This window comes from Colwellia sp. 6_MG-2023, assembly GCF_030547765.1.
In the GTDB taxonomy this organism is placed as follows: domain Bacteria; phylum Pseudomonadota; class Gammaproteobacteria; order Enterobacterales; family Alteromonadaceae; genus Colwellia.
Genome location: NZ_JAUOPP010000007.1, coordinates 68,454 through 95,393, shown reverse-complemented (window position 1 = coordinate 95,393; position 26,940 = coordinate 68,454). Strand labels below are relative to the sequence as shown.

The following is a 26,940-nucleotide window of genomic DNA, read 5'->3' as shown; positions in this document are numbered from 1 at the left end:
AACGCCATCGTTTAAAATTATTGTTTGTTCTTATTTGGTTACATATATCAGTGCTGGATTTAGTTTTTTTTACTTATCGTGGGCCAGTTTTTTTGTGGAAAGAAAACACTCAGCTTCTTACCATATTCGTTCACTTATTTATTGCCACAGCTACGACATTTGTGTGTTGGCTAATAAGTAACTATATCAAGAATAAGTCTAAAGGGAATTTGAATGTTAAGCCCGACGACTATGTAAATAATATAACCAAGAAGACTAAGTAACTATGCGAGTTGTGTTAGCACCTATGGAAGGTGTTCTTGATCATTTAATGCGTGAATTACTGACTAAGGTTGGTGGTTACGATTTATGTATTACTGAGTTTATACGCGTAGTTGATCAGGTTATTTCAGAAAAAGCTTTTTTGCGTTATTGTCCTGAACTAAATAATGCGAACGTTTATGGCTCTACTACCCAAGCAGGAACGCCTGTACGTGTACAATTATTAGGCCAAAACCTGACATGTATGGCTGATAATGCTGCTAAAGTAATTGAACTTGGCTCACATGGTGTCGATATTAATTTTGGTTGTCCTTCCAAGATGGTGAATAACAACCGTGGTGGCGCAATATTATTAAAAGATCCCGAAAATCTTTATCAAATCGTTAGTGCTATTAGAAAATCGGTTCCTGAAGAAACTATTGTAAGTGCTAAAATCCGCCTTGGTTATGAAGATAAAAGCCTAGCGATAGAAAATGCCCAAGCTGTTGAAGCCGCTGGCGCCAATGAACTAACAGTACATGCTAGAACAAAAGTAGAAGGCTATCGACCACCTGCACACTGGGAATGGATTGGTAAAATAAAACAAAGCATTAATATTCCTGTCATTGCTAATGGTGATATTTTTAGCCTAAATGACGCGATAAAGTGCCGAGAAGTATCAGGCTGTCAGGATATAATGGTAGGTCGCGGTGCTTTAATGATGCCTAATTTAGCGCAAGTTATTAAAGAACAAGCTAATGTTATGCCATGGTCTGAAGTGCAAAAGTTACTGGTTGATTATACGCGTTGTGAAACCTACGGTGATAAAAGCAAATATTACCCGAACCGAATTAAACAATGGCTTAAATACTTAAAGTTAGAATACACAGAAGCTGATACTTTATTTCAAGAAGTTCGTACCCTTAAAACAGCACAAGCGATAATAGATACACTCTCATGTAACTAATCGCTTGCTGATTTATTTCCCGCTTTGTCGCTAAAGAATAGCAATAATAAGATTATTAAACCGAGTTCAGGTGGTTTAGAAACTTGGCAGTAACTGCTCAGGCATAAATTGGTTTAAGTCACCCTCACTGATAATTCCAGACGCTTCAACAATATCAGGGGCAAAGTATCTGTCTTGATCATAAAAGCTCACGGTTTTACGTAACATGGCTTTAGCTTGCTCAATTATTGCCGACCCTTTAAGTGGTGCTCTAAAATCTAATCCTTGCACGGCAGCTAAATACTCAACAGCAAGCACTCCATTCGTATTTTCGCTCATATCCGCTAAACGACGCCCAGCAAAACAAGCCATAGACACATGATCTTCTTGGTTTGCCGATGTTGGTAAACTATCGACAGAAGCAGGGTGCGCTAAGGTTTTATTTTCTGATGCTAATGCAGCAGCTGTCACTTGTGCAATCATAAAGCCAGAGTTTACGCCGCCATTATCGACTAAGAATGGTGGTAACTTGCTTAAGCTTGAATCAATTAATAGGGCCATTCTACGTTCAGACAATGAGCCGATTTCGGCAATTGCTAAGGCTAAATTATCAGCAGCCATCGCAACAGGTTCGGCGTGGAAGTTACCAGCGGAAATAAAGTCACCTTCGTTAGCAAAAACTAAAGGGTTATCGGTAACGCCATTGGCTTCTACGTGAAGTACTTCTGCTGCTTGACGAATTTGCGTTAAACAAGCACCCATAACTTGTGGTTGGCAGCGTAATGAATAAGGGTCTTGCACTTTTTCACAATCAATATGTGATTGTGATATTTCAGAGCTATCCGTTAATATTGCACGATAAGCCATTGCCGCATCAATTTGCCCTTTTTGACCACGAACAAAATGCACACGATGATCAAACGGTGCACGAGAGCCTAGCGCAGCCTCGACTGAAATTGCCCCAATAACGGTACCGGCAGCGTATAAGTCTTCGGCATGAAATAAACCTTCAAGAGAGAAGGCTGTTGAAGCTTGTGTACCATTAAGTAGTGCTAAACCTTCTTTGGCTGCTAATGTTATCGGTTCAAGACCTGCAATTTTTAATCCTTCTGTTGCTGGAATTACTTGGTCTTGGTATGACATTTCGCCTTCACCTAATAAAGGTAAAACCATGTGTGCAAGTGGCGCTAAGTCGCCCGAAGCGCCAACAGAGCCTTTTTTAGGTACACAGGGGTAAACTTGTGCGTTTAGTAAAGTAATTAATGCCTGAATGACTTCTAAACGAATACCGGAATAGCCACGAGACAATGAATTAATTTTTAATACCATCATTAATCTTACGGTAGTATCTTCCATGTATTCACCAAAACCTGCTGAATGTGAAAGTACAATAGAGCGTTGTAATAGCTCCAATTCTTCGTTTTTAATACGGGTACTTGCTAACAAACCAAAACCAGTATTAATACCATAAACGACACGATTATCTTTAATGACTTGTTGAACGGCTTCGGCACTTTTATTTATTTCATTAAAAGCACTTTCATCTAATTTATAGTGTATGCCGTCGTAACGACTCACACTGCGTAATTGTGCTAGTGTGAGTTGGCCAGGGATAATATTTAACTCAGTGATTGGGTTCATTTTATTTCTCATTGATCATTGGTAAGTCTAAGCCTTGCTCTTTGGCACAATTTATAGCGATATCGTAACCTGCATCTGCATGACGCATCACACCTGTTGCTGGGTCATTCCACAACACACGACCAATACGTTTGGCAGCGTCATCAGTGCCATCAGCGACAATAACCACGCCAGAATGTTGACTAAAGCCCATACCAACACCACCACCGTGATGTATGCTAACCCAAGTTGCACCACCAGAGGTTGACAATAAAGCGTTAAGTAGTGGCCAATCTGAAACAGCATCTGAGCCATCTAACATGCTTTCCGTTTCACGGTTTGGTGACGCAACTGAGCCAGAATCTAAATGATCACGACCAATAACAACAGGAGCTGAAAGCTCGCCAGTTTTAACCATTTCGTTAAATGCCAAGGCTAAACGTGCTCTATCTTTTAAACCAACCCAACAGATTCGAGCAGGCAAACCTTGAAAGTCGATACGTTCGCGTGCCATATCTAACCAGTTATGTAAATGTGGATTGTCAGGAATAAGTTCTTTTACTTTGGCATCTGTTTTATAGATATCTTCAGGATCACCAGAAAGGGCAACCCAACGGAAAGGTCCAATACCTTCACAGAATAATGGGCGAACATAAGCAGGCACAAAACCTGGGAAATCAAATGCGTTGGTTACACCTTCTTCTAACGCCATTTGACGAATATTGTTGCCATAATCTGTTGTTGCCGCACCTGCAGCTTGCAAATCAAGCATCGCTTGTACTTGCACAGCCATCGACTTTTTAGCGGCTTTAACTACTGCAGCTTCATCGGTTAAACGCATTTCAGCGGCATGCTCCATGCTCCAACCTTGAGGTAAATAACCATTAAGGGGATCATGAGCTGAAGTTTGGTCGGTAACAACATCAGGTGTTACACCACGTTTTACTAATTCAGTAAAAATGTCTGCGGCATTACCTAATAGACCAACTGAAATTGCTTCACCCTTTGCGTTGGCTTCATTAATAATAGCTAATGCTTGGTCTAAAGTTTTTGCTTTTTTGTCAACATATCGGGTTTTTATACGAAAATCGATGCGTGTTTCATCACATTCAACCACTAAGGCTGAAAAACCTGCCATAGTTGCTGCCAGTGGTTGCGCACCACCCATACCGCCTAAACCACCGGTTAATACCCACTTGCCTTTAGCGCTACCGCCAAAGTGTTGCTTTGCCATAGCAACGAAGGTTTCATAAGTACCTTGAACAATACCTTGCGAGCCAATGTAAATCCAAGATCCGGCTGTCATTTGGCCGTACATCATTAGGCCTTTCTTATCTAATTCATTAAAATGTTCCCAGTTAGCCCAATTCGGTACTAGGTTTGAATTAGCAATTAATACACGTGGTGCATTTTCGTGGGTTTTGAATACACCTACAGGTTTTCCTGATTGCACCATTAAAGTTTCATCATTTTCAAGGCGATTCAGTACTTCAATAATTTTGTCGTAACATGCCCAATTACGTGCTGCTCTACCGATACCACCATAAACAACTAATGATTGCGGATGTTCAGCAACATCTGGATCTAAGTTATTCATTAACATGCGTTTTGCCGCTTCTGTTAACCAACTTTTTGTCGTGATTTTAGTACCACGATCAGCGCGAATTCTTCTTGAGGTATCAAGGCGTAAGTCAGTTTTGGTTGTGTTAGTTGTATTAATAGTCATGTTATCTCTTTATTACTTTGAATCGCTTTATAATTAGGATTAAAACTTGAGGTGGCTACCTAGTCGGTATTTATTGCCCGGTGTTGTTAATATGGCTAAACTCACCACGCCTTTACTTGACCAAGTTCTGCGTTTTACTTGCAAGCAAGGGATGTGGTTATCTATGTCGAGCAACTGGCAAACATCATCCGTTGCTAAAATAGCTTCAACTTCGTGAGTTGCTTCCGTTAATGGTGCAACATCCGACAAATATTCGTGGGGTGTAATATGAGTAAAGTCTTGCAATAAATATTCAGGTACTAAACTAGCATTAACGTAACGTTGTTCTAATTGAATCGGTTGATTATTTTCGAAATGTAAAACTTGAGAAAAGAACACTTGTTCATTGTTTTTTAAATTTAATAAAATAGTGACTTCTTTAGTCACGGCTACAGGTTCAAGTTTAAGCTGTTGTGCATGATGTTTATGACCACGCTCGTTTATTTCGTCACTAATATTACGAATTTCTAACAGGGATGATTGTGATTTAAAAGTCGCCACAAAGGTGCCTGAGCCTTGGGCGCGAACAAGGATCCCTTGTTCAGTTAATTCTTGTAGCGCTCTACGAGCAGTCATACGACTTACATCAAATTGTTGTGTAAGTTCATTTTCTGAGGGAACTTTATAATGCTGAGGCCATTGTCCTGATTCTATTTTATGGCAGATATGTTTTTTTATAACACTATATTTAGCTGGTTTTTTATTGTTTTTTGATTTTGTCTCGCCCATGATATCGCCAATCGATTTTAAGTATGATTTACCTTATATATACGTTCTCATAATTCCTCTTTTAAAGCAATAGTTGTATATACAACTATTGCTAATTTACTTTTTCTCGGCTAGAGTTATTCGCAATTAATGCGTAAATTTTTGGTGATTATTAATGACTCCTTCTTCAACAGCAACGAATTCAGCAGTAACAAATAGCTTAGAAACTAATCCGAGTAAATGGCAAACACTGTGGCTTAATGTCAATTTAGCGACTATGGCCTGTGACCATGAAAGCAATGGCGCTCAAAGTAATGCTAAGAATAACTATGGTGAAATCCTTGATGGAGCGTTAGCAATTAGTCATGGCAAAATTGTATGGTTGGGCAAGGCAGACGATTTACCTCATTATAATAAAAATGATGTTAAAGTGATTGACGGGCAAGGGCAGTGGTTAACGCCGGGCTTAATTGACTGCCATACTCACCTTGTTTATGGAGGAAATCGTGCCAATGAATTTGAAATGCGTTTACAAGGAAAAAGTTATCAAGAAATAGCAGAGGCTGGTGGCGGTATTATTTCCACAGTTAAAGCCACTAGAGCCGCCACTGAAGCGGAATTGCTGGCGAGTGCACTACCAAGGTTAACTGCACTTCATCAACAAGGGGTCACAACTGTTGAGATTAAGTCAGGTTATGGTTTGGATCTTATTAATGAAGTGAAAATGTTAAAAGTAGCCGGACAATTAGAGAAAACTTTACCTATAACGGTTAAACGTACTTTTTTAGGAGCCCATGCTTTACCAGCAGAGTATAAGGATAATGCCGATGGTTATATTGATTTAGTGTGTGATGAAATGCTCCCTATTATTGCAGAACAAAAACTAGCAGATTCGGTAGATGTTTTTTGTGAGAGTATTGGGTTCAACCTTGCGCAAACAGAAAAAGTATTTAATGCTGCAAAAAAACATGGATTATCAATCAAAGCTCATGCTGAGCAGCTATCTGATCTAGGCGGCACTGAGTTAGCCGCCAAATATAATGCGTTATCAACTGATCATGTGGAATTTTTATCCGAGCAAGGTATTAAGGCAATGAGTGCCGCGAATATGACAGCGGTATTATTGCCAGGGGCTTTTTACTTTCTACGTGAAACACAATTACCGCCAATTGAATTATTACGAAAACATGGCGTAGCGATGGCTGTAGCTACCGATGTTAACCCTGGTACTTCACCTCTTTGTTCCATTCTATTAATGTTAAACATGGCTTGTACTTTATTTAGATTAACGCCAAGTGAAGCACTTGCTGGGGTTACTTGTAATGCCGCTAAAGCATTAGGTTTATCAACAACAAAAGGGAAGCTTGCGATTGGTTTTGATGCTGATTTAGCGCTGTGGAATATAACTCAACCGGCAGAACTATGTTATCAATTTGGTGTTAATCCATTAAGCGCTTTGGTACAGAATGGGGATAAAGTGATTTAGTGATATTAGTTTAAAAGAACTATTCGTAACCTGACCTTTTTGGTATACACTTAATATAATAGGTTCAATTAATTTATACTAAGGTACTTCCTTGAATAATAAGAGTATTAAGTTATTTCTGTTGTTGGGGCTAGCATTGCTATCTACCAAAGGCTACAGTGAAAACCGTTGTAACGATGCTAGTTCGAACAAAAATTGTGTACAAATTTTTGTTGAAAGTAATACTGGGCAGGCATTAAAAGACCTTGTAGTATACCTTGAACCTCTTGAAGGACAAAAGCTAGGGCATAAGTCAGAGCCCTTAGTCATTAATCAAGAAGGCAGAGCCTTCGATCCCTATATTAGCGTTTCTCAAGTCGATTCCAATGTTAATTTTGTTAATAAAGATGATATAACTCACCATATATATTCAGCAGGAAGTGAGAATAAATTTTCATTTAAAATTAAATCAGGAGAAACCAATGCTTCGGTTGAATTTACCCAACCTGCTGAAGTTGCTATGGGTTGCAATATTCATGACTGGATGAGTGGATTTTTATTAGTCGTTAATACTCCTTACTTTGCCAAAACAAATGCACAAGGATATGCTTATTTTGATATTACTGAATTAGGAAAATATAAAATTGTTGTCTGGCATCCGCAAATGAACAATACAGATAATCGTATGATTAAAGAAGTAAGCGTTGCACCTAATTCACAGTTTTCGTTTAAATTAAAGAATGAAATGGCTGGAATACCTGTACAAGAAAGTGATGATGATTTCGATTTTTTGTCAGACTATGAATAATGAAGGATATTAGCCAGTGAAAAGCCTACAAAATAAAATATTTCTGTTTTTTGTACTGTTATTGCTTATGGTGCAAGCAATAGCTTTTTGGACTTTATACAGTGGTAATAAAAATCAAGAAGCCGCTGAAATTAGTAATCGTTTAACCACGGCAAAAACTATTTTTACTGAGTTATTTGAGCGCCGTTCTGAATACCTTGTTGCGTTCGCAGAAACCGCAGCGAAAGATTATGGGCTAAAAGAAGTTTTTAATGACGATACACGTAGCTTATTAGTTGCGTTAAATAATCATAGAAAACGTATTGATGCTGATTTAGCGATGACAATTTCAGCTGAAGGTGTTGTTACAGGGCAATTACAACGACATTTTCTCGATGATGAACGTAATAAAATTCAGCAAGGTATAGAGAGTGACACCGTCTTTCGCTTTACAAGCTGGTTCGATTCTGGACAATCTTCTCACCTTTACACTATTGATGAAGATCTTTATCAAGTTAGTTTATCTCCGGTTACTGTTGGCACAAAAACTTTAGGTTGGGTTGCTTTTGGTTTTCAAATCGACCAACGATTAGCCATCGAGTTTATGAATATCACTAACTTAAGTACGGATTTCATTGTTAAAGATAATGGTAAGTGGCGTCTAATTGCTTCTTCTACAACCGATGAAGAATCTTCAGAAGAATTAGCACTAGCTGAACAAATGATCCAAGGAATTATCCCTGAAAAATATATCGCAACACACTCATTAATTACCGAGTTTGATGAGCAAGAAGTGGGTGTTGTGATGTATGGCCTGCGCGCTAATTTTGTCGCTTTACTACAAGAGCAATGGTGGCGGTTTTTAATACTGGCAGCATTAACATTATTAGTATCATTAACCAGTGCCTATTTTATTGCAGCATCAATTAGTCGACCTATTAAGCGTTTGGTCGCGCAGGCTAAGGTTATTGCCAGCGGTGATTATCAGCAAACAGTGACATTAAATGATAATAATGAAATAGGGCAGTTGGCTGATGAATTTAATAATATGCAGACAGCCGTATTACAGCGTGAAGAAGCAATTAAACACCATGGTAACCATGATTCCCTAACTGGTTTACCTAACAGAAATGTGCTTAAGAAAATATTAAAAAAGTATACAGAACAGCAACAAGCCTTTGCTTTATTACATTTAAACTTAAGTCGTTTAAAAGATGTTAATGATACTTTAGGCCATGATGTTGGTGATGAAGTAATCAAGGAATTCGCCTGCCGTTTACAAGAGTTATGTAAAACAAATGAATTTAAACATTTGGTGCATTTAGGGGCCGATGAATTTGTACTGCTTGTTACTGACTTAGACATAGATACGATTGTTGTTAAAATACAAGCCGCGTTAGAGTCAACATTTGACTATCAAGGTATTAGTTTACAATTACAAGCTCGTATGGGGATTGCAACATCGCCTGAGCATTCTAATGATGCGAAAATATTAGTACAAATGGCTGACACTGCATTACATCACACACGTGATACCGGCAAGTTGGTACAGGTCTATCAATCTGATCTAGATGTGAATACCGTTGAGCGTTTAAATTTAATTAACGATTTAAAACAAGCGATACCTGCGGGCGAGCTTGAATTGCATTTTCAACCTAAAATGAACTTAGAGTCTAGAGTAATCACGCATGTTGAGGCGCTTGTTCGTTGGCAGCACCCTCGTTTAGGTATGGTGCCACCTGATGATTTTATCCATATTGCTGAACAAACAGGGCAAATTAAAGCATTAACTCGCTGGGTTTTTACTACGGCTTTAGCTCAGTTTAATACATGGAAAACATTAGATCTTGAGCTGAACGTGGCGATAAATATTTCAGCTGAAAATTTAAAGGAAGCTGATTTTCATCAATTTATTTGCCAGTCATTAATGAATGCGAATGTTCCACCAGAGAAAGTTACATTAGAAGTGACAGAAAGCTCTGTTGTTGATAACCCTGAATCAGCGATTAAGTTATTAAGTGCATTTAAAGAACATGGTTTCAAAATTTCAATTGATGATTACGGCACTGGTTACTCATCTCTTGCACAATTAAAGCAGTTACCGGTACATGAATTAAAAATAGACAAATCTTTTGTACAGCGGCTTGAGCATGACTTGGATGATCAAATCATCGTACGCTCAACAATTGAGTTAGCTCATAATATGGGGCTATACGTCGTTGCGGAAGGTATTGAAGATGAATTTTCATTGAATTGGTTAGCTGAGCATGGCTGTGAGTTAGCGCAAGGATATTTCATTAGTAAACCTAAGCCTGCGAATGAATTAACAACTTGGCTGTTAGAACAGAAAAAGCCTAAAGCGCCAATAACTAATAATGAGATTAATACGTGATTAAGCTGAATACTTTTTCTTATCGTTGTATCAGCTTACTTTTATTGTTTTTTGTACAATTAAGTGAAGCTGCTGAATATAAATTTCATGGCATCGTCGATCTTAGAGCTAGCAGTACAAACTCTTCAGATAATGGTTACGTTGCTGGCGGGCAAGGAAAGTTTGGTGTAAGTGATGGACAACAACTTCATGTTGCTCAAGCGGGAGTCGATATTAGTGCGCAGTGGGACAATGGCTTAAGTGTGCATGGTGTTTTGAATAGCTTTCTAGATCAAGAAGACAGCGCCGCTGGAATTACTGAAGCCTATGTTAAATATCGTAGTTTACCGAATGAATCAGGATATCGGTTTCAGGTAAAAGGTGGGATTTTTTATCCTGAAATATCATTAGAAAATAATGCATTTGCATGGGCAAGTAAAGATACCCTTAATTCGTCGACATTAAATACTTGGATTGGTGAAGAAGTACGTGTTTTAGGCTCTGAATTTAAAATTACACGTTTAGGTCGAATGAATAATGATGCCTACGACTTATCATTCTCTGCAACTGCTTTCGTTGGTAATGATCCTTCAGGCGCTTTACTTGCTTGGCATGGTTGGACTACTAGTAGTCGGCAAACATTATGGGGAGAAGCTAGGGCTTTTCCTTGGTTACCAGCACTAGCCGAAGGAGAAGAGCTTTCAGCACAAGCGGATAAGTCTAAGCCATTTTTAGAGATTGATGATGATATTGGCTATCACCTTCGAGGTGAGTGGTCTTTACATAATAAAATTGAGTTGTCAGCAGGTTACTATAATAATAAAGCGACGCCTTATGATGTTATTAACGGACAATACGGTTGGCGTACGCGCTTCTATCATTTAGGTATGAGTTGGCATGTTTCAAAAAACTTTACGCTTATTTCACAATATTTGTCTGGCGATACTTTAATGCAAAGTAGTCCAGGAATGGATGTTGTTAATAATGATTATAGTAATGCCTTTGTCTCACTAACGTATAAATGGGAAGACTTTCCTTGGGGGGATAAGTCGGAAAACAGAAAACATAAGAGTACTGTACGATTAGAAGATTTTTCTGTGACAGATAATGATGATACTTGGGGCGATAATAATAACGAAAATGGTCAAGCATTTACCTTAAATCATACTTATCGTTTTAGCCGCCAGTGGTTTATATCAGCAGAGTTTAATTATATAGATAGCCAAAGGCCTGCTCGTACATACTTAGATAACTCAACCGATTTGGTTGAAAAGCAAATTCAATTATCAGCACGTTATTTTTTCTAGTTAACCTTAACTGGATTTAAAATATGTCTAATTATTCGTATTGATGGCTTACGCGATTATTTAAAAAGGTGTTACGTCTTTTATTCTGGTGGGAAAGTTAGAAAAAATACCATCAACACCTAGTGTTTGCATCTCTTTAATATCATCGAGTTCATCAACCGTATAAACAAATACTTTTAGACCACGCTTGTGTGCGTCATTTACTAACGCTTGATTAATAAAGTTAACACTAGCATGAATTGAATAGGCATTAAGTTGTGTTGCAAATTTTGCGTATTCTAGAGGAATACAACTCGTGAGAGCGCCAATAGCAAATTCTGGTCGTTGTTGATTAATGTGATAAAGTAAATGATGATTAAACGAAGACAGTAAAATATTATCGACAGTTAATGATGAATTCTCTAGTGCATTATCAAGATAGGAAAACAGTAATTCTATGTTGCTAATACCTTTAAGCTCTATATTAATAATGCATTTTCCGGCAACTAATAATAACACTTCATCCAGCGTCGGAATTTTTTCGCCTAAGCCAGCATCTAAACCTTGTAAATATTGAATAGTATGTTGAGATATTTTTCCTGTTCCTGAGGTCGTGCGATTTAGCCATCGATCATGAATAACATAGAGTGTGGTATCTACTTCATGTATATCGATTTCAATGCCGGCAACATCCATATCAAGTGCTGCCTGAATTGCGCGTAATGTATTTTCAGGCTCTGTACCACTAGCACCACGATGAGCAAAAATTAACATGATAGGCCTCACTTTAGGTGATCGTTATACTATTGGGTTTTAGTATCGGAATTTAGTATAATACCGAATTCCGATACTAAATTAATTTAATATGTTTTAAAAGACAATGGCCAACAATTTAATGACTGATAACTTAACATCTACTAGTTCAACGACTGGAAAACGTTTAAATAAATATATTAGTGAGTCTGGTTTTTGCTCTCGCCGTGGTGCAGATAAATTAATTGAAACTAATCGCGTAACTATTAATGGCAAGTTACCAGAATTAGGGACTAAAGTTCAGGCAGGTGATGAAGTCAAAGTTGATGGTAAGTTAATTTCTGCTAGTGCTAAAAATAAGTCAGATCGTATTTATATTGCTTACAATAAGCCTATCGGCATTACTTGTACTTCAGAGGCGCATGTACGTGGCAATATTATCGATGCCATAGGTCACAAAGAGCGTATTTTTCCTATCGGTCGCTTAGATAAGCCATCAGAAGGGTTAATTTTTTTAACAAGTGATGGCGATATTGTTAATAAAATACTCCGTGCGGAAAATGCACATGATAAAGAATATATTGTCACCGTAGACAAACCGATCAGTGAGCGTTTTGTTGAGCGAATGTCTCGAGGTGTGCCAATTTTAGGTACTATAACTAAGCCTTGTATTGTGCGCGTAAAAAGTCGTTTTGTGTTTACTATTATTTTAACACAAGGATTAAATCGTCAAATTCGTCGTATGTGTGAATATTTAGGCTATGAAGTTAAGAAGCTAAAACGTTCACGTATTATGAATGTTGAGTTAGGTAATTTAAAATCGGGCCAATGGCGTGATTTAACGGCAGCTGAAATGGATGAGATTAATCAAGCGGTCAGTGGTTCAAGCAAAACAGCGACAGAAACTGTTGCGAAAGTGAAAGCGAAAAAGACATACAGCGATTTAATAAAATAAGTGTAGTGAGCTATAAATTTCACTATCAAAATAAGTTATTAGTTGAAATTTTATAACTGTTTAGCAGTAATTAACCAAGGTAAATCGCTTCCATAAAGAAAGACCCAACAGGTAAATGTTAGGTCTTTTTATCATTATTTATGAGTCGCTTAGATCATTCCTGTATAAATTAACCTTGAATACCACCTTTCGTTAAATTAGCAGGGTCTAACAGGCGAGTTAATTCGTCACGACTTAGCTCTGTATTTTCAGCCGCAACATCAATAATTGGTCGTCCTTCTTTATAGGCCAGCTTGGCAATTTCAGCCGCTTTCAAATAACCTATAATTGGATTTAATGCTGTAACCAGAATGGGGTTGCGAGCAAGCGCTTCTGAAAGTTTTGTCTCATTCACCCTAAAGGTAGTTATCGCCTTATCTGCCATCAAGCGGCTAATATTGCTGAGTAGCTCTATGCTTTCTAAGAGGTTCTTGGCAACAAGGGGTAGCATAACATTCAGTTCAAAGTTACCTGACTGCCCAGCTATTGTGACCGTGGTGTCATTACCTATCACTTGTGCAGCTACCATAGTTGCAGCTTCTGGAATAACAGGATTAACTTTACCAGGCATGATTGATGACCCTGGTTGTAATGCTTCTAGCTCTATTTCTCCTAAACCTGCTAAGGGGCCTGAGTTCATCCAACGTAAATCATTAGCAATTTTCATCATAGTTACTGCGATAGCTTTTAATTGGCCAGACAGTGTTACCGCAATATCCTGTGAGCCGATATGAGTAAAGAAATTTTTTGCAGGTTTGAACTTAATCCCCGTTTTCTTTGATAAAGCGTTATTAAAAGTGGTCGCAAATTCAGGGTGCGCGTTAATGCCTGTTCCTACTGCTGTACCACCTTGTGCTAATGTTTGTAAGCTAGGTTGAATTCTTTGTATATGTTCAATATTTTGCTGTATTTGATCTGCCCATGCATGAAGGGTTTGTGCCATGCTTACTGGCATTGCATCCATTAAATGCGTACGACCCGTTTTAATAAAGTGGCTGACTTCATCGGCCTTATTGTTAATTGCGTCACGTAAATAGCTTAATGCTGGTAATAGTTTATTTTCTACTTCCAGCGCCGCACTAATATGGATGGTTGTTGGAATAATATCGTTACTACTTTGCCCATAATTAATATGATCATTTGCACCTACATTGTCACCAAAGTTCTTCGTGGCCAGTGTAGCTAACACTTCATTTGCATTCATATTTGAGCTAGTACCAGAGCCTGTTTGGAATACATCAACAGGGAAGTGTCGCATAAAATTTTCAGCTAATAGTGTATCAACGGCTTGGCAAATTGCATCGCCCATTGGTAGAGGTATCTGTTTTAATTCACCATTTGCCTTTGCTGCCGAATATTTTGCAAGTAATAGTGCCTTCACAAACGCTTTCGGCATTTGCTGACCGCTGATAGGGAAGTTATTAATCGCACGTTGTGTTTGGGCGGCGTATAGTGCATTTTCAGGAACTTGTAGCTCTCCCATACTATCTTTTTCAATACGAAACTTTTCCATGGTGACTCCATCGTTAATAAGAAGATAGGCTTCTTTCTACATAATGTGTAGAAATAGCCAGTTCATTAAATAGGTGTTGTAGATGTTGTTCTGATTTATCATCATTCGCTATTTTTTTCAGTGAGCTAAGAGGAAGATAAATATTGTCTAGGCATGTGCAGCGCCAATGACGTGGTACTAAATCATCGACTATAGTTTCTAACAATAAATAGAATTGTGCAGTATATCGCTCGCGTAATAGCTTAGTTGATAAGTTGTCACTTTGGCCAATATTTAACCATAGTTTTAGTAACATAATATTATCAGGCTCTGTGCCAGTACGAATTTTTTGTTCTAGCAGCTGAGTAGCTGAAGGGCTATGAGAAGGCGGTGAAATTTGCATAGTAGACTAAAATATTTATTGCAGTTATTAATTACAAGATCAAATGTTAATGCAAATGATTTCTATTTGCAATGGTTGGATTGCTTATTAATGTAAGGATAAGTTTAAAGGTTTTACAACGATATTTTTAAATGAAAGGTGTGATATAAGCAGATCTGCTCAAAAAGGTATGTTTTTATAACTCACTTTCATCATAGGCTATTGCCTAAGTATGGACTGCTATTTTTAGGCGATAGACTATTATTATTGAAATGACGCACAGCATGAAAGCTAGTATTAAGTTTTCATTTTTGGAAGTGGGTGTTGTTTTATTTATTAAATGACTTACCCACCTGGCTGGATATTAAACTTATTTTTAGTCACAAGCTTTGGCCGCTAGATGGGTAAGTAATCAATTTTATTTAGCTTTAAGCTACCGATATTAACAACTAATTTCCAATACCTATTAGTCTTGATGATAGTTCATCTAATACTTGTGGATCATCAATGGTTGATGGGATATCTATTGCTTGTCCATCAATCATTTGTCTTAGGGTTTTACGCAATATTTTTCCTGAGCGTGTTTTTGGCAGGCGCTCAACAATGATCAATCCTTTTAAAGATGCAATAGCGCCTATTTCTGCTCGGACTTTATCTTTTAGTGAAGCACATAAACTATCATCACTTTCTTCGATGCCATTTTTGATAACGACTAGGCCAAAAGGTACTTGCCCTTTTAATGCATCATTAATACCAATAACGGCACATTCAGCGACAGCATTATGACTAGACAAAACCTCTTCCATTTCCCCTGTGGATAAGCGATGTCCAGCAACATTAATGACATCATCTGTTCGGCCCATAATAAATAAATAACCTGACTCATCGATATAGCCACCATCGCCAGTAACATAATAACCAGGGTGGGTTGATAAGTAGCTTGATTTAAAACGCTCTTCATCTTGATATATAGCAGCTAAACAACCCGGTGGCATTGGCAGTTTTATTGCGACAGTACCTTGTTGATTTGCATGAAGTGCTTTGCCGTAAACATCTAAAATTTCAACATTAAACCCTGGTACAGGAAAGCCAGCGGAGCCTGCTTTTGTTGGCATTAATTCGGTGCAACTTTCATCAGTAAATGGTGTACTAGCGATTGCCCAACCTGTTTCTGTTTGCCACCAGTGGTCAATGACAGGTAGCTGAGATTTATCGCTTAACCAATGGTAAGTTGCAGGGTCGAGGCGTTCTCCAGCAAGGTAGAGGCGCTGTAAATGTGATAAATCATAGTCATTCATTAATGCGCCATCAGGATCTTCTTTAGCAATAGCACGAAATGCAGTTGGCGCACTAAACAGAGCATTAACTTTGTATTCTTCACAGACACGCCAAAAAGCTCCTGCATCAGGTGTTTTAATTGGTTTTCCTTCATATAAAATGGTGCTACAACCAGCCATTAATGGGGCATAGACAATATATGAATGACCAACAACCCAACCAACATCTGAAGCAGCCCAGAAGGTATCTCCGGTGTTCATGCCGTAAATATTTTTCATACTGTAAAGCATAGCAACGGCATGCCCGCCATTATCTCTAACAACACCTTTAGGCTTACCAGTGGTGCCAGACGTATAAAGAATATAGAGTGGATCAGTGCTTTTAAGTTTTACAGGTGCAATGGCGTTTGCAGTTTCCATAAGTGTCTGCCAATTATAGTCGCGTTTAGCAATCATTGGTGCACTTAACTGTTCTCTTTGGTAAATAATACAACTACTTGGCTTATGTTGTGCTAGTTCAATCGCCTTATCAAGCAGGGGTTTGTAAGGTATTACTTTCTCAATTTCAATACCACAGCTAGCACTTACAACGACTTTGGGCTCTGCATCGTCAATTCGTACTGCTAACTCTTTTGCGGCAAAGCCACCAAATACCACAGAGTGAATAGCACCAATTCTGGCGCAAGCGAGCATTGCAATAGCCGCTTGAGGAATCATTGGCATATAAATAAGAACACGGTCGCCTTTTTTTACCTGTTGACTTTGCAGTACACTGGCAAATTTTGCAACTAGCTCTGTTAGCTCTGAGTAAGTGAATTTTTGTTTAGTCTTTGTTACAGGAGAGTCATAAATAAGGGCCACTTGATCGCCACGACCTTGCTCTACGTGGTAATCAAGGGCAAGGTAACTAGTGTTAAGTTCTCCATCGGCAAACCAATCAGTCCAGTCATTATCATTTGTCGACAATATTGTTTTGGGGTTTGTAAACCAAGAAACAAGCCTTGATTGCTTTTCCCAGTAAGCTTTTGTTGATTTAACTGCCTCTTCTTGTTGGTCTGCAAAGTTCATGATCTGTCCTACGTAAGTTTTTATTTATACCGACACTATAGAAGTGTCGACAAAATAAACCAATTAGACTTTCGGCTAGTTTTATAGCTACTTTACATTTAATAAATTGGCAGGAGAGAATTGATCGGTGAGTACTCGTGTATCATTTGGCCAGTCTTGATTATTTTTAGTATTGATCATTTTTCGATAAAGTAATGGAATATCAACGCCATAGTAGGATAAGGTTTTATCAAGTTTGTCGATATTCTGTTTATTTAGGCTATTGTTAATACGATTGTTAGAAAAGCCATTTTTACTTACCACAATAATGCGATTTGAATTAGCATTATTGGTGACTTGATAAAAATCACCGAACACAGCTTTATAAGTTGCAGATTCATGAGCGTAAAGTTTACTTAATGAAAAAGTATTGGCGCTTAATATGCCGTTATCGCTTAATAATGCTTTAGCCTCCTGTAAAAATTCCTTTGTCATTAAATGTTCAGGAATATAGTCACCGTTAAAAGCATCAAGAATTATCCAGTCATAACTTTCTTTTTTGAGTAGGGCACGTTTAATAAAAATACGGCCGTCTTGGGCATAAGTTTTTATTTTGTTACTCTCTAAAAAGCCAAAATAATCACGTGCTACTTTGATTACAGCGGGATCAATTTCTATATTATTAATTTCACTTTGCGGGTAAAGTTGTGCCAACGTGTTTGACATAGTACCTCCACCTAAGCCAACAATTAAAATGCGCTTTGGCTGAGTATTAAACAATAAGCTCGCCATTAATAATTTAGTATAATTAAAGACTAGGTGATCAGGTTGGCTTTTTAAAAAACAACTTTGTTGAGTTTGCGTGCTTCTGGTATTAAATTTTAAACAGCGTAAATCGCTATTATCTTCGACTAAAATATTACGATATAGCGAGCGCTCTTTGTGTATGACCTCTGCTTTAACTAAGGTGCTAGTCATTAATAAACATAATAGTAGCAGCGAGGTAATATATTTAAGCATAATTATTCTCAATTTTAGTTGATGGCTGTAATTTATGGACAAGAATAGCTAATAAACCTAAGCTCGCAAGAATACCGCTAAAGCTATAAATAATGGTATTAATATCAAACCATAAAATTAGGTAGAAAGAGGTAACAATAGTACCTAATGCGCTACCTAAGGTTGATACAAAATAAAGCTTGCCCGCCACCTGACCACTTTCATCAGAGTTGGTGACTAACAGACGTACAGAGTAAGGGGATAGCATACCAAGGATAACCGTGGGGATAAAAAAGAGTACCATAGATGCTAATAAAGAGCCGTAACGAGAATCTTCTACATTGAGAAAAACAGTTTCCATTAACCATTGACCAAACAAAGCAATAGGTAACACCATGATGGCCGCAATAAAGAAGATTTGGCCATAGATTGAAAGTGAAGGAGAGCGTGTTGAAAGCTTACCTCCAAGTAAATAACCTAAGGATAAGCTCAGCATAAAGACGGTAATAATACTGCCCCAAATATGCACCGAACTACCAAAAAATGGTGCTAAAATTCTGCCACCTAACAACTCTATACCCATGATTGAGAAGCCGCTGGTAAAGGCGAGTAAATAAATTAAAATATTGGGATAATTTTTTTCCATATATTGATTATTAGTTGAAGTTTTCAGTAGCTTAGCCCTTATCGTTATTATGATAAATACCAGAGTAAGCTATTTTATCGCCATTTGGTAGTGTACAGCGATAAAGTTGCCCAAAGGGGTGTGATGATCGTATTTTTTTTTAAAGCGCATACCCATTTTTTTCATCACTGCTATAGAGGCGATATTATCTTCCAAAGCTAAAGCTGAAAAAGACTGTATATTAGCCTGTGTAGCTAAGGAATTTTTAATGGCTATAGCTGCTTCAGTCGCATAACCTTTCCCCCATGTTTTTTTGAAAAAACGCCAACCCAATTCAATATCAGCTAAGTCAGGTTTATCGCTAAAGAAATCCATTGGCCTGGCTAATATCCAGCCAAAATATTCTCGACTATTTTTGTCAGAAACGTGCCAAAGACCAAAGCCTTTTTCTGAATCTCTATAAGCATTCATACGTGGTATAAAAACCTCGTTAATGCTTGTCATGCTAGTAGGTTGTCCACCATTAAGAAAATGCATAACTTCTGGATCTTGATCTAGTTGCCATAACAATTGTGCATCTTGTGATTCCATAAGGCGGAAGCTTAAGCGTGCAGAGTTTTTAATTATCATGATGAAGCACCTGTATTTGTTAGTTGTGTATTGTAAGGTATGCCTATTTATTGAATCAATGGGTTAAGAGTGTTCTTAATAGTTATTGGGAAGATGGATGAGATTATTTTATTTTGCTATCTTTATTCTGTCGAATATTTAAATGTGAGTAAAATTTTAATCTTTTCTAAAATAAATAGTTCGATATCAAATGGAATGAATAAATTAAAAAGGAATCGTTAACATGCCTCTAGATATGGACACTCTTACTGAAAAAACTGATGTAGAAACTGTTAAGCCTAATTCAAGTCTAATTAAAGTACTGTTGTGGTTAGCTGTATTACTTTTTGTCCCTCAAATATTGATGTTTTTGGGCTTAGGAATTTTTTACGGGGTTCAAGATGCTGGTTTTAGTGACGAAGCTATTGATGCCAAGATGACTTCTGTATTGACTTTGTTAGTGATGACGCTAATTGCACCGATTATGACTATACCATTATTGAACGCAGCAACTCAGGCGAGTAATTGGCGAGAACGCTTTGATTTTTGGGCACTAAAGCCTGTAATAGCTAAAAATTTGTTTATGTGGTTAGGTGTAGGTTTTATGTTCTGGGGAGTGTCTTCATTAGTAGGTGATTGGCTTAATGTACCCATTGAACAGTTTATGCTGGATGTAAAAGCTGCCAGTGACAGTGTGATAGCCGTTATATTAGTGATAGTTACTGTGTGTTTCGTTGTTCCTGTTATGGAAGAGTTGATTTTTCGCGGTTGGCTTTACAGTAAAATAGCGCAAACCAAGTTAGGTAACACGGGGGCATTGATTGCAACCTCGATTATTTTCACTATTATTCATACTCAGTATGACAATATGATTACTTTTTTCATCATACTTCTGCTTGGATTAGTATTAGCTTTTACTCGTTATAAAACCGGCAATGTTAGTTACAGCATTGCAATTCATATACTCTTTAATAGCCTAGGGATTGTCGTGATGTTTTTCTTTATGTAAATTTTGATTTAGCAAGAAAGGTTTAAGCTTATTTTTTGTTATTTAGCTTGAACTTGATTTAAGATATTTTCATTAATTTCATTGGTTTAAATTATTTAGCATAGTGTAGCAATAGTCAAAGGAGGGCGGAAACTATCGTCCTTCTTTGACTATTGGGTATTTTTAAAAGTATTAATTGTTAACTTAATAAGGGTTTTAAAAAGCGAGCAGTATGTGAACCTTCATGTTGTGCTACTTGTTCTGGCGTACCGGTTACTAATATTTCACCACCACCTGAACCACCTTCAGGACCTAAATCGACAATCCAATCAGCGGTTTTAATCACATCAAGATTATGTTCTATCACGACAATAGTATTACCATCATCGCGTAAGCGATGAATTACCTGCATTAATTGCTTAATATCATGAAAGTGTAGACCGGTTGTTGGTTCATCCAATATATATAATGTTTGTCCTGTGCCTCGTTTCGATAGCTCTTTAGATAATTTAACGCGTTGTGCCTCACCACCTGAAAGTGTCGTCGCTGATTGCCCGAGTTTTATATAACCTAAACCAACATCAAGTAAGGTGTTAAGTTTACGTTTTATCGCTGGAATAGCATTGAAAAACTCAAAAGCATCTTCAATTGTCATGTCTAAGACTTCATGAATATTTTTACCTTTATATAAGACTTCAAGTGTTTCTCTGTTATAACGCATGCTTTTACATACATCACAAGGTACATAAACATCAGGTAAAAAGTGCATTTCTACTTTAATTAGCCCATCACCTTGGCAAGCTTCACAACGGCCGCCTTTAACATTAAAGCTAAAACGACCTGATTTGTACCCTCGAGAACGAGACTCTTGTGTCGCAGCAAAAATATCGCGTATAGCAGTAAATATACCAGTATAAGTGGCAGGGTTTGAGCGAGGTGTTCTACCAATTGGGCTTTGATCAATCTCAATAACTTTATCAAGATGCTCTAATCCCTTAATAGATTTATATGGGGCAGGTTCATCGAGCGTTGCACCGTTAAGTTCAATATGAGCGAGTTTGTATAAAGTATCGTTAATGAGAGTCGATTTCCCTGATCCGGAAACGCCAGTAATACAAGTTAACAGTCCGTTAGGGATCACTAAATCAACATTTTTTAAATTGTTGCCGCTAGCACCTTTTAGTTCAATGACATTTTTCTTATCAAATGGATGGCGCTTTTTAGGAATTTCAATACACTCAACACCAGATAGATATTTACCAGTAAGTGAGTCCTTACATTTTAAAATATCATCTACCGTACCTTGAGCGATAATCTCTCCACCATGAACACCGGCACCAGGGCCGATATCGATGACAAAGTCGGCAGCACGAATGGCATCTTCGTCATGTTCGACAACGATGACAGTATTACCTAGATCACGTAAGTGAATAAGTGTGCTTAATAAACGTTCGTTGTCTCGTTGATGTAAACCAATGGACGGTTCGTCGAGCACATACATTACGCCAACCAAGCCAGCACCAATTTGGCTGGCTAAACGAATACGTTGTGCTTCTCCACCTGAAAGCGTATTGGCTCCGCGAGATAAATTTAAATAATTTAGTCCAACATTCACCAAAAAGCCCAAACGTTCGTTAATTTCTTTTAAAATCTTTTCTGCAACTTGCTCTTTTTGTCCTGTTAATTTTAAATTTTGAAAAAACTCAAGAGCATCCGCAATCGCATATTCAGCAACAACCGTGAGTGGGGTATCGGCAATAAAAACATTACGAGCTTCTAAACGTAAACGGCTTCCGTTACAGTCAGGACAATGTTGACTATTTAAATACTTTGATAACTCATCACGTACCGCATTCGATTCAGTTTCTTTATAGCGGCGTTGCATATTGTTAATAATGCCTTCAAATGGATGTTTACGTAGCACTACATCGCCACGGTCATTCATATATTTGAATTCAATTTCTTGTTTACCACTACCGTATAGTATTGCTTTACGGGAATCTTCGGTTAACGTTTTAAAAGGTTTGTCGATTGAAAAATCATAGTGTTCAGCTAAGGCCTGTAACATTTGGAAATAATAAAAGTTACGTTTATCCCAACCACGTATAGCGCCACCGGCAAGGCTTAAGTCTTCGTTTGCTATTATGCGGCTGCTATCAAAAAATTGTTCTATACCTAGGCCATCACATGTTTGGCAAGCACCTGCAGGGTTATTGAAGGAGAATAATCTCGGCTCCAACTCTTGCATACTATAACCACAATGTGGACAGGCAAAATTGGCGGAAAAGAGTAACTCTTCTCTATTTGGCTCATCCATAAAGGCTATTTTTGCCGTACCGGATGTTAACGCAAGTGTTGTTTCAAACGATTCTGATAAGCGTAACTGAATATCTGGACGTACTTTTAAACGATCAACCACCACTTCAATGGTATGTTTTTTCTGAAGCTCTAGTGTTGGTGGATCTGATAAGTCACAGACTTCTCCATCAATTCGAGCACGGATGAATCCCTGTGCAGCTAGGTTATCGAGTAATTTAACATGCTCACCTTTACGGTCTTGTAATACCGGCGCAAGCAACATCACTTTAGTACCTTCTTCAAGTGCTAAAACACTATCTACCATTTGGGAAACGGTTTGGGCTGCTAAAGGTTGTTTGTGCGTAGGACAGCGTGGTTCACCCACCCGAGCATATAATAAACGTAAATAATCATAAATTTCAGTGATGGTACCCACTGTAGAACGGGGATTATGTGACGTTGATTTTTGCTCAATAGAAATAGCCGGCGATAAACCTTCAATGTGATCGACATCGGGTTTTTCCATTAACGATAAAAACTGACGTGCATAGGCTGACAAAGATTCAACGTAACGACGTTGACCTTCAGCGTATAAAGTATCGAAAGCCAGTGATGATTTTCCTGAGCCTGAAAGCCCAGTAATAACCACTAATTTATCACGAGGGATAGTTAAGTTAATGTTTTTCAGGTTATGGGTACGTGCGCCTCTTACTTCAATACTCTTCATTTTTTATCTATTAATTTATAGTCAAAATCACAGCCAAACATTATGGCATAAAGAACAGCATAAAGAAAAATGATGTTCAGTTATTAAACGCTTTTATTTTGTGATTCTTCTAGATTCTGTTTAGGGGCGTATGTTTGAGTATGGACACGTGATTGGCAAATAAGTTGTCATTCCGTAGTTTACTTAATACGGAATCTTATTGAGGGATCAGTGTCATGGTTTAAATTATGAATCCAGTTCAGATGGTGGCTTTAAGTTCAGCATAATGATGTATAGAGCGATATTGACTAATATAAACTTTATTTTTACTCTTATTAGGCGTAGTCTCAGCGAGTGTTTTTTTGCTGATAATAGCGTGCTAAACTAGCACAGTTTTTTATTTCTTCCTTTATTTCCTATTAGGTAAACATTTTCATGAGCGTTTCAGGTTTAAACCGTATTGAGAAAAGAGCTGCATTCTCACTTGCCAGTGTTTTTGGTGTGCGTATGTTAGGGCTATTTATGATTTTGCCGGTGTTTGCTATTTATGGTGAACAGTTAGCAGGTTATAGTCCATTATGGTTAGGTCTTGCTATTGGCGCTTATGGTTTAACGCAAGCATTATTTCAAATACCAATGGGTATGCTATCAGATAAATATGGCCGAAAACCTGTGATATTGGCAGGTTTGGTGGTGTTTCTTATTGGCAGTGTTATTGCTGCATTGTCTACTACTATTTATGGCGTCGTTATTGGTCGAGCAATTCAAGGTATGGGTGCAATAGCAAGTGCTATTCTTGCCTTAGCTGCAGATTTAAGTCGTGAAGAACAGCGGCCTAAAGTAATGGCGACAATTGGTATGTTTATCGGATTGTCTTTCACTCTTGCAATGATTTTAGGGCCTATTGTGGCTGATGCTTTTGGCTTAAGTGGCTTGTTTTGGTTTACTGGTTTTTTAACTATTTTAGCCATGTTGATGATCCAATTTATGGTGCCTTATTCTGTGAGTAAAGCCCCTCGAGGTGATAATGTTGCCTTACCTGAACAAATCTCTACGTTAATTAAAAATCCGCAGTTGTCACGCTTAAATTGCGGGGTATTTATCTTACATATGTCGTTAACCGCTTGTTTTGTTACTTTACCTAAGCAGTTTGTTGCTAGTGGCTTAGCCTTAGAAAATCATTGGCAATTATACTTACCAACCTTGTTAGGTTCTTTCTTTTTGATGGTACCGTTTATGATTATTGCCATGAAAAAAGAGCAAGAAAAACCTATGTTTAGTGGTGCTATTGCTTTGTTAAGTGTTGCGCTATTTTTACTATGGTTGTTACCTACAGGGCTTTGGAGTTTAGTTTTTTCAGTTGTGCTTTTCTTTACCGCATTTAATTATTTAGAAGCAACGATGCCTTCTATTTTATCTCGACTTGCCCCTGCTGGTGTGAAAGGTAGTGCTATGGGTATTTATTCTAGTAGTCAATTCTTAGGGGCTTTTGCCGGCGGTATTATTGGTGGTTTGGTTGCGTCTCGTTATGGCGAACAAAGTATATTTTTAGTTATGGCGCTACTTAGCTTGATTTGGTTAGCCGTTAGTTTTGGTATGCAAAAGCTTAAAAAATCTAAAAACTTTAGTTTTATCACTAATATTAAAACAGCCGAAAAAGTAGAAGAAATTTCTGAAATATTGATTAGTATGCCGGGTATTATTGAAGCAACACTTGTACAAAATGAGACCAAAATGGGTGATAAAGAAAGTAGTAATGCGGTGGCTTATTTAAAGGTGGATGAAAAGCTCGTTGATTTACTTGCGGTTAAAGCACTATTACAGCAAGATCTTAGCTAATGTTACCATTGAAAAACATATCGCGTTTAAAGCTACTAGAAATTGTTGCGCGTATTAATTTTTTTAAACGATTAACGCTTCAAGAGCGCGAGTTGTTATTAAACTCGTCAGCTTGCTACAAATGTTATAAAGATAAGTTTGTGCAAACTGAAGATGATCATAATAGTAATTTTTATATTGTATTATCGGGTAAAATAGCTATTACAAAAAACAATACCGATAATATAGTGGGTTATATTTCTGTCGGAGAATTTATTGGTGAAAGTAGCTTTATCAATAAAAGTCGTAAAAGCGCATCAGCAAAAGCGGTGGATGACTCAATTATACTTTGTATAGATCAAGATGCTTTACGTGATTTACCTCTAAAAATTAAAGATAAATGTAAAGATGCTATTATCGAAGGAATGGCGAGTAGAATTGCTTATTTAACAGAAAACATTCAACAGCTTCCTTAAATTATCGATAGCAATTCAATTGAATATCGCTTGTTAGTAATGAGTTATCTCAAAAAACACACGCCTTATCGAAAAAATTCTTTTTTGTTGGGTATTTATTATATTGTGGTTAGGCCAATTATGACCTAGTGTAGGGCAGTATTGAAACGCTAATTTGAACTAATATACTAAATCCCATGGATGAATCAGAAATAGATCCCTCTCTTGAAACAGAATCTCAAGCTTTTTCCAAGCAAAGTCATCAATTTTGGACATTACAAATTGTTGGCTGGCTTGGCTATGCTCTTTTTGTTTTTTTAGCAATCGTTCGCCCTCAGATTTCTGAGCCAAATTTCAATTTTTCAGGACAGATCCTTAATTTATTAGTAGAAACAATGAGTGGTTTCTTTCTGTCTTACTTGCAGTGGTGTTTTATTCGCCGTATTACTCACTTCCCATTGAATCAAATGTTGTTGTTCAGTTTTTCTGCGGCGGCAGTACTTGGATTAATTTACAATATTATTAAACTCAGTACATTCAAAGCTATTGTGCATCAACAACAATGGAATGAGTCTTGGAGTACACTCGAATTTGGTGGTTGGTTATTATTTTCATTAGCTACTATGTTTGTATGGACAGCAATATTTTTTATTATGTTGTATAACAACAAGTTACAAAAAGAACATGAAATGTTACTTAGAGCACAAACATCGGCAAAAGAAGCACAATTAGAAATGTTGCGTTACCAACTGAATCCTCATTTTATGTTTAATACCATGAATGCTATTTCTACGCTTATTTATAAAAACGAAAATGATAAAGCTAATGAAATGCTTGACAAATTATGTGATTTTTTTAGATATTCATTAGATAAAAACGACAAAAGTAAAACTACCCTCCAAAAAGAGTTGGAGTTGTTAGATTTATATCTATCTATCGAAAAAGTCAGGTTTGGTGATCGTTTACATGTCGAGCTTGCCATTGATAATAATGCTCTGGGTTGTCGAGTACCTAGTATGTTGTTGCAACCTTTGGTGGAAAATGCGATTAAATATGCAATAGAGTTGCGCAAAGAAGGCGGGTCTATCATTATTCAAGCGCAAATTATTGATGACAGATTAATGTTACACGTTATTGATGACGGGCAAGGTTTAAATAAAAAATTGAATGAAGGTTTTGGTATTGGTATGACGAATACAAAAGCACGATTAGATGCTATGTTTAATGGTGACTTCGATGTAAATCTTGCTAACAGCGAAAATGGCGGAGCAACCGTGTTAATTTCTATTCCTTTTAAGAAGTAATTGAG

General features: G+C 37.4%; 21 protein-coding genes. 10 read left to right on the top strand and 11 right to left on the bottom strand.

The window, feature by feature from the left end; genetic code table 11:
- Nucleotides 1-265: 265 nt before the first annotated feature.
- Complete coding sequence (locus Q4503_RS06510; RefSeq protein WP_303601752.1) at nt 266-1,207, top strand: tRNA-dihydrouridine synthase; 942 nt, start codon at nt 266-268, stop codon at nt 1,205-1,207.
- Nucleotides 1,208-1,282: 75 nt separating this feature from the next.
- Here Q4503_RS06510 and hutH read toward each other — a convergent pair whose 3' ends face one another.
- Genes hutH through hutC form a run of 3 tightly spaced genes read right to left on the bottom strand, consistent with a single transcriptional unit; the run spans nt 1,283 to nt 5,300 of the window.
- Complete coding sequence (hutH, locus tag Q4503_RS06505) at nt 1,283-2,827, bottom strand: histidine ammonia-lyase (RefSeq protein ID WP_215974195.1); 1,545 nt, start codon at nt 2,825-2,827, stop codon at nt 1,283-1,285.
- 1 nt (nt 2,828) lies between these two features.
- Nucleotides 2,829-4,532: a urocanate hydratase gene (gene hutU, locus Q4503_RS06500; protein ID WP_303601751.1), complete on the bottom strand. Its 1,704-nt coding sequence runs from the start codon at nt 4,530-4,532 to the stop codon at nt 2,829-2,831.
- A 39-nt stretch (nt 4,533-4,571) separates the two neighbouring features.
- Entirely contained in the window at nt 4,572-5,300 is a 729-nt protein-coding gene (gene hutC / locus Q4503_RS06495; RefSeq protein ID WP_215974197.1) for a histidine utilization repressor, read from the bottom strand.
- 256 nt (nt 5,301-5,556) lie between these two features.
- On the opposite strand from hutC, the gene hutI reads away from it, so the two are divergent.
- The 4 genes from hutI (at nt 5,557) to Q4503_RS06475 (ending at nt 11,209) form a co-directional block, all read left to right on the top strand.
- Nucleotides 5,557-6,765: an imidazolonepropionase gene (gene hutI, locus Q4503_RS06490; protein ID WP_303601791.1), complete on the top strand. Its 1,209-nt coding sequence runs from the start codon at nt 5,557-5,559 to the stop codon at nt 6,763-6,765.
- 91 nt (nt 6,766-6,856) lie between these two features.
- Complete coding sequence (locus Q4503_RS06485) at nt 6,857-7,552, top strand: hypothetical protein (RefSeq protein ID WP_303601750.1); 696 nt, start codon at nt 6,857-6,859, stop codon at nt 7,550-7,552.
- Nucleotides 7,553-7,568: 16 nt separating this feature from the next.
- Nucleotides 7,569-9,923, top strand: a complete 2,355-nt coding sequence (locus Q4503_RS06480; RefSeq protein WP_303601749.1) for an EAL domain-containing protein — start codon at nt 7,569-7,571, stop codon at nt 9,921-9,923.
- The gene (locus Q4503_RS06475) at nt 9,920-11,209 is read left to right on the top strand and encodes a hypothetical protein (protein ID WP_303601748.1); all 1,290 of its coding nucleotides are present in this window, start codon (nt 9,920-9,922) and stop codon (nt 11,207-11,209) included. Before Q4503_RS06480 ends, Q4503_RS06475 begins: the two co-directional genes overlap by 4 nt.
- A 60-nt stretch (nt 11,210-11,269) precedes the next feature.
- Here Q4503_RS06475 and Q4503_RS06470 read toward each other — a convergent pair whose 3' ends face one another.
- Complete coding sequence (locus Q4503_RS06470; RefSeq protein ID WP_303601747.1) at nt 11,270-11,962, bottom strand: glycerophosphodiester phosphodiesterase family protein; 693 nt, start codon at nt 11,960-11,962, stop codon at nt 11,270-11,272.
- A gap of 121 nt (nt 11,963-12,083) precedes the next feature.
- On the opposite strand from Q4503_RS06470, the gene rluF reads away from it, so the two are divergent.
- Nucleotides 12,084-12,896 carry a 23S rRNA pseudouridine(2604) synthase RluF gene (gene rluF, locus Q4503_RS06465; RefSeq protein WP_303601746.1) on the top strand — a complete coding sequence of 271 codons (813 nt, stop codon included), beginning with the start codon at nt 12,084-12,086 and terminating at the stop codon, nt 12,894-12,896.
- A gap of 169 nt (nt 12,897-13,065) precedes the next feature.
- Here rluF and Q4503_RS06460 read toward each other — a convergent pair whose 3' ends face one another.
- The 6 genes from Q4503_RS06460 to Q4503_RS06435 form a co-directional block, all read right to left on the bottom strand.
- Complete coding sequence (locus tag Q4503_RS06460; RefSeq protein WP_303601745.1) at nt 13,066-14,448, bottom strand: lyase family protein; 1,383 nt, start codon at nt 14,446-14,448, stop codon at nt 13,066-13,068.
- Between the two features lie 13 nt (nt 14,449-14,461).
- Nucleotides 14,462-14,830 (bottom strand): hypothetical protein, encoded by a 369-nt coding sequence (locus Q4503_RS06455; RefSeq protein WP_303601744.1) that lies wholly within the window; start codon nt 14,828-14,830, stop codon nt 14,462-14,464.
- A gap of 428 nt (nt 14,831-15,258) precedes the next feature.
- The gene (locus Q4503_RS06450; protein WP_303601743.1) at nt 15,259-17,154 is read right to left on the bottom strand and encodes a propionyl-CoA synthetase; all 1,896 of its coding nucleotides are present in this window, start codon (nt 17,152-17,154) and stop codon (nt 15,259-15,261) included.
- An 87-nt stretch (nt 17,155-17,241) separates the two neighbouring features.
- Nucleotides 17,242-18,153, bottom strand: a complete 912-nt coding sequence (locus Q4503_RS06445) for a spermidine synthase (RefSeq protein WP_303601742.1) — start codon at nt 18,151-18,153, stop codon at nt 17,242-17,244.
- Nucleotides 18,146-18,778, bottom strand: coding sequence for a fused MFS/spermidine synthase (locus Q4503_RS06440; protein WP_215974206.1), 633 nt, complete (start codon nt 18,776-18,778; stop codon nt 18,146-18,148). Before Q4503_RS06440 ends, Q4503_RS06445 begins: the two co-directional genes overlap by 8 nt.
- Before the next feature lie 69 nt (nt 18,779-18,847).
- Entirely contained in the window at nt 18,848-19,387 is a 540-nt protein-coding gene (locus Q4503_RS06435; protein WP_303601741.1) for a GNAT family N-acetyltransferase, read from the bottom strand.
- A gap of 223 nt (nt 19,388-19,610) precedes the next feature.
- Between Q4503_RS06435 and Q4503_RS06430 the strand changes: the two genes are divergently transcribed.
- Nucleotides 19,611-20,375 carry a CPBP family intramembrane glutamic endopeptidase gene (locus tag Q4503_RS06430; RefSeq protein ID WP_215974208.1) on the top strand — a complete coding sequence of 255 codons (765 nt, stop codon included), beginning with the start codon at nt 19,611-19,613 and terminating at the stop codon, nt 20,373-20,375.
- 178 nt (nt 20,376-20,553) lie between these two features.
- On the opposite strand, the gene uvrA is transcribed toward Q4503_RS06430, so the two are convergent.
- Entirely contained in the window at nt 20,554-23,379 is a 2,826-nt protein-coding gene (uvrA, locus tag Q4503_RS06425; RefSeq protein ID WP_303601740.1) for an excinuclease ABC subunit UvrA, read from the bottom strand.
- Nucleotides 23,380-23,793: 414 nt separating this feature from the next.
- On the opposite strand from uvrA, the gene Q4503_RS06420 reads away from it, so the two are divergent.
- The 3 genes from Q4503_RS06420 to Q4503_RS06410 all read left to right on the top strand — a co-directional run bounded on the left by Q4503_RS06420 (nt 23,794) and on the right by Q4503_RS06410 (nt 26,935).
- Nucleotides 23,794-25,197 (top strand): MFS transporter, encoded by a 1,404-nt coding sequence (locus Q4503_RS06420; RefSeq protein WP_303601739.1) that lies wholly within the window; start codon nt 23,794-23,796, stop codon nt 25,195-25,197.
- A 140-nt stretch (nt 25,198-25,337) separates the two neighbouring features.
- Complete coding sequence (locus Q4503_RS06415) at nt 25,338-25,652, top strand: Crp/Fnr family transcriptional regulator (protein ID WP_303601738.1); 315 nt, start codon at nt 25,338-25,340, stop codon at nt 25,650-25,652.
- A 176-nt stretch (nt 25,653-25,828) separates the two neighbouring features.
- Entirely contained in the window at nt 25,829-26,935 is a 1,107-nt protein-coding gene (locus tag Q4503_RS06410) for a sensor histidine kinase (protein WP_303601737.1), read from the top strand.
- Nucleotides 26,936-26,940: the final 5 nt, after the last annotated feature.